The sequence below is a fragment of the Clostridium tyrobutyricum DSM 2637 = ATCC 25755 = JCM 11008 genome (assembly GCF_000359585.1).
In the GTDB taxonomy this organism is placed as follows: domain Bacteria; phylum Bacillota; class Clostridia; order Clostridiales; family Clostridiaceae; genus Clostridium_B; species Clostridium_B tyrobutyricum.
Map to the genome: position 1 here is coordinate 1 of NZ_APMH01000057.1, position 4,476 is coordinate 4,476.

Annotated in this window: 6 protein-coding genes; 5 read left to right on the forward strand and 1 reads right to left on the reverse strand. The window is 27.5% G+C overall.

Features of this window, described 5'->3' with window-relative positions; translation table 11 throughout:
• The 5 genes from J418_RS15810 to J418_RS15815 form a co-directional block, all read left to right on the forward strand.
• On the forward strand, positions 1–720 hold a 720-nt coding region (locus tag J418_RS15810), incomplete at its 5' end, for a UTP--glucose-1-phosphate uridylyltransferase (RefSeq protein WP_017896032.1).
• 182 nt (positions 721–902) lie between these two features.
• Entirely contained in the window at positions 903–1,580 is a 678-nt protein-coding gene (locus J418_RS0115230) for a hypothetical protein (protein WP_017896033.1), read from the forward strand.
• A gap of 21 nt (positions 1,581–1,601) precedes the next feature.
• Positions 1,602–1,880, forward strand: coding sequence for a hypothetical protein (locus tag J418_RS0115235; protein ID WP_017896034.1), 279 nt, complete (start codon positions 1,602–1,604; stop codon positions 1,878–1,880).
• A 2-nt stretch (positions 1,881–1,882) separates the two neighbouring features.
• Positions 1,883–2,317 carry a protein-export chaperone SecB gene (locus tag J418_RS0115240; protein WP_017896035.1) on the forward strand — a complete coding sequence of 145 codons (435 nt, stop codon included), beginning with the start codon at positions 1,883–1,885 and terminating at the stop codon, positions 2,315–2,317.
• A gap of 119 nt (positions 2,318–2,436) precedes the next feature.
• The gene (locus J418_RS15815) at positions 2,437–2,649 is read left to right on the forward strand and encodes a transposase domain-containing protein (RefSeq protein WP_023625220.1); all 213 of its coding nucleotides are present in this window, start codon (positions 2,437–2,439) and stop codon (positions 2,647–2,649) included.
• Between the two features lie 57 nt (positions 2,650–2,706).
• On the opposite strand, the gene J418_RS0115250 is transcribed toward J418_RS15815, so the two are convergent.
• The gene (locus J418_RS0115250; RefSeq protein WP_017896036.1) at positions 2,707–3,840 is read right to left on the reverse strand and encodes a hypothetical protein; all 1,134 of its coding nucleotides are present in this window, start codon (positions 3,838–3,840) and stop codon (positions 2,707–2,709) included.
• Positions 3,841–4,476: the final 636 nt, after the last annotated feature.

A 4,476-nucleotide genomic window follows, 5' to 3' on the forward strand; every position in this document is an offset into this window, starting at 1 on the left:
CTTGAACTTCAACTTGAAAATCATAACAAGATGGAATTGCTGAAAACAGTAAAGGATATAAGTAATTTAGCCAATATACATTTCATAAGGCAGAAGGAGCCAAAAGGCTTAGGACATGCAATACACTGTGCAAAGAGCTTTATAGGTGATGAGCCTTTTGCTGTAATGCTTGGTGATGATGTAGTAGATGCTGAAGTACCATGCTTGAAACAGCTTATGAACTGCTATGAAGAGTATAATACATCAATTTTAGGTGTTCAACAGGTAGAAAAAAGTCAGGTATCAAAATACGGAGTAATAAAAAATTTAAACATAGAAAAATGTGTATACAAGGTTAAGGATTTAATTGAAAAACCTAGTGTAAAAGAAGCACCTTCCAATATAGCAATCCTGGGAAGATACATATTGATGCCTGATATATTCGATGTACTTGAAAAAACCAAGCCTGGTAAAGGTGATGAAATACAGTTGACGGATGCTTTAAAGAATCTTCTTGCACATCAGGTTATTTATGCTTACGAATTTGAGGGAAGAAGATATGATGTAGGAGATAAATTTGGATATTTACAGGCTACTGTGGAAATGGCATTAAAAAGGGATGATTTAAGAGAGCCATTTATGAATTATCTGTCAGGTTTATATGAGAGTAAAATATTTAAGAGTTTATCTGATGAAAGTTATGCTGAAACTGTAGCTGATAAATCCGATAATAAAAAATAGTATCATAATGTTATTTAAAATCATAATATAAAATAAAATATTATTTAAAATCATAAAATTCATGTTATAATTAAGTTACTAAAAGAGAGACAAATATTAATTTATAAAAATAGTATATTATAGTATTTTTATGAATATAAAATGTAATTGATGGTAATGAATATAGATAGGATTGAATTCTAATGTGTGATGAAAATGTATGTTTGGTTGGATATCATGGAAGTGATATAAAACGGGCAAATAAAATGCTAGATAACAAATCTATGATTCCATCCATTGGAGATAAACATTGGTTGGGAAATGGAAGCTATTTTTACAAGGATGATTTTTATGCATTTAAATGGATTAAAGATATGTTTAAGTATAGATACAAATATGAATATAAAACAAAAAATCAATTAACTGACGACTATGGTATTATTTCTATAAGGTTAAGTATTAAAAAAAATAGAATATTTAACTTAGAAAACAATCCAATACATAAATCTATAATGGATTATGCCTATAATAAATTTAGTAATAAAAAAGAATACTCTAAAAGATTTAGAAATGTTGATCTTGTAGATGGGGTAGTAATAAATATATTATTTGATATTTTAAATTATAATAAACAATATGATTTAGTTATATCTACTTTCCCAATAAATAAAAGTAGATATAGACATTCAAAATTGAGATTGAATTATTTGCCGGAAACTCAATATTGCGTTAAAAATAATAATATAATAGAATTTGATTGTTTATTAGATTTGAATAATTTAATAGATAATTATGAATCTATTATAAGCAAAATCTATAATGGATGTACTGAGAATGAATTATATAAATTTTCATATAATAAGAATAAGTTTAAGTTATGATTTGAGTTAGGAGGAATTAGTATGAATTTACAAGATGAAAAGAATAAAATAGACATTTTTTTAAAAAATGTTTCTGCTGAAGAATTTGATGACATACTTGAAAAATGTGGGATTAATGAAATACCGTCTGGAGAAGCCGATAATAAAGAATTATTATTTAATACACCGAATGATATAGAAGGGTTTGTATATTGTGGTAAAAATATTTATAACGATAATCAAAATTTATCATTCAGTAAAGTAAATTTAAATAATAAATTTAAGAAAAAAGAACAAAGAAACTTAATAAGGGCGGCATAAATATGGAAAGTATTAAAAGTGATTTAATATTTCAGAATTATGAAGTTGAAAAAATTGAGTTTTACAATAATTTGAATTTTGATAGTAAGAATAATATAAATATAGATTTTGATATCGATAGTAATATTAATTTTTCAGATGACAATAGTGGCTTTTTACTGAGATTGTCAGTTAAAGTATTTAAAGATGCCATAAAAAATAATTATCCATTTAGTATGAATTTAAGTGTAATTGGTATGTTTAAATTAGATACAAGCAATAAAGAAAAAATTAGTACTTTTGCAGAAGTAAATGGAGTAGCTATATTATTTCCATATGTTAGAGCTATAATATCAACTTATACTGCAAATGCTAATGTGCCACCTTTAATATTACCGCCAGTAAATGTTATAAATTATCTTAAAAGTAAAAAAAAGAACCCAAAAAAAGATAAATAGAAGAATAGGTAGTTTCTGTGGAGATACTACTTATTTTTTTATATGTTCATTTTCCCATTTGCTCATAAGTTCAAGAACCAGTACAATGGTAAGCGGTAAATCATCCGGTGTAGATTCTAATGGTATCTAATCGATACGATTGTAGGGTCAAGACAATAATCTACAGTATTGTACAGACAGCGAAGAATAATAAGTTAAAACCATACAATTACTTTGAGTTCCTTCTTACAGAAATTCCAAAGCATATGGAAGATACTAATCTTGATTTCCTAAAAGATCTTCTCACATGGTCTGAAAAACTTCCAATCAAGTGTAAAAAGCAGAATAAGTAATTCAGTTTGCCGCCAAAATGGCGGCTATATTTTTATATAGTACCTATGGTTTGGCATTTACGAATTACGTAATACTCCAAAGCCATTTGACAAAAATATTTCTGCTTCAGTTTCTTGCATACTTTCAGATTCATAAAACCCTGTTTCAATTAATCCTTTCACTAAAGAGTCTTTTTCTGATATTCTAATTGCTTCAAATATTTGTGGCATGTATGCAAAATAGTTTCCATAAAGATCAGAATTAACAATATAATATTTAGAATCTGTATACTGATATCTCATAGACTCAATTTCTTCTATCCAATACCCAATAGATTTAAAATTTAAAAAATCATCAGCTACATCATATAATCCCATAAAGCAAAATGTTTTTGCCAATGATAATCTTGCTATTTCTTCCTCTGTTACATTTACTTTAATTAAATTGTTTTCTTCAGGATCTTTAATAATAGTATGGGGCCAACTTTTTGTGTTTACATTATATATTGGAATTTGAGTGGCCATTACTAATCTTGATGCATTAGGACGCATTTTTATTCCTATTAGAGTTACATTTTGAACTTGATTCTTTCCTTTATTCAATGGATTTTTTAAATTTGAATAAGGTCCAAAGGTACCTTTAGCTTCAACAACTACACCTTCTCTTGAATCGGATATGCAAAAAAAATCTGGTTTCTGATTTCCATTTTTTCGATACTTGCCCACACTTTTTAAACTATATCTATAATATGGACTAGATGTATTATTAATTGTTTTTTTCATAAAATAATCGGCATCGGCTGCAAACTTAATTCCATAAATATCGCTCATTAAACAAAGGCATGCCCCCATACCAATTTCGTCAGCTGAAATTGTCTTTTTATGAAAGTCTAAATCCTTAAAGCTTTCCTCAGCAAATAACATTTTATCTGCCGTAAATGTATTTATATGTTTTAAAATCGCATACCAAGATTCATATGAATTAGGTGAATCAGCATTAGTCATAGCTACCCCAGTAGCTAGTAACAGTTTTTCTAAAGAACACTTATATGAAGATCCTGATTTCTTTAAATAGCCAGTACCTTTAGGAAAATCTTGTTCTTCTAAAATCCATTCTTTTGTTCCAAAACTACTACCAGAAGAAATTAAAGTTCTCAAATTAGGATTTGAGAGACTTAGTACCCACGTCGCGGTTTCTATAATATTTATCAACTTACATCTTCCTGCAACAATTTTGTAAAAATAACCTTAAACATTAGTGTAGATTGTTATTAATTAATTTATATTCTACATTTATCGTCAGAGTCCTTTAAAACATGTAATAATTTGATTAAAGGTATAATTATTAGTAGTTATATGAATTTTTTATTCTGTTACCAATCATTGATTTAGTGAACTTGTAATTTTAAAGATAAAATTTGAAATTGAAAAAATTTTGACTTAGGTACTTCTAATTTGAAAATTATCCGGTGAGGAATTCCATATTTTCTATGATATCTTAAAAAGTCAATAGCAATCTCAATCAGACTTTCACTATGGGGTCAATCCTAATGGTAAAATAGTTTGATAGACAGAGTTGAGGAATTCACTCTATTTTTATGACATAATGAAAGAAATAGAAGTAAGGTAGAGTGATGACATGGAAAAGTGAAAAATAAAATGGCACTCGATCTTTACGACAGTAGTACAGCTTGAACTAAAAGAGTATAAAAAATACATGGAATTTGTAACAGAATACCAGCTTACACAGGAGTCGTTGAGGATAGACATACTGGTAGTAAAGAAACTAAAGGACTTAGAAGCCTAAATAGTTTTTAGGGATATATACATGAATAAAATAAGAAAAGC

What these genes read in the sequence shown, in the direction of transcription:
- J418_RS15815 (WP_023625220.1), top strand. Translation starts at nt 2,437, where the DNA reads ATGGTATCTAATCGATACGATTGTAGGGTCAAGACAATAATCTACAGT.
- J418_RS0115230 (WP_017896033.1), top strand. Translation starts at nt 903, where the DNA reads ATGTGTGATGAAAATGTATGTTTGGTTGGATATCATGGAAGTGATATA.
- J418_RS0115240 (WP_017896035.1), top strand. Translation starts at nt 1,883, where the DNA reads ATGGAAAGTATTAAAAGTGATTTAATATTTCAGAATTATGAAGTTGAA.
- J418_RS0115235 (WP_017896034.1), top strand. Translation starts at nt 1,602, where the DNA reads ATGAATTTACAAGATGAAAAGAATAAAATAGACATTTTTTTAAAAAAT.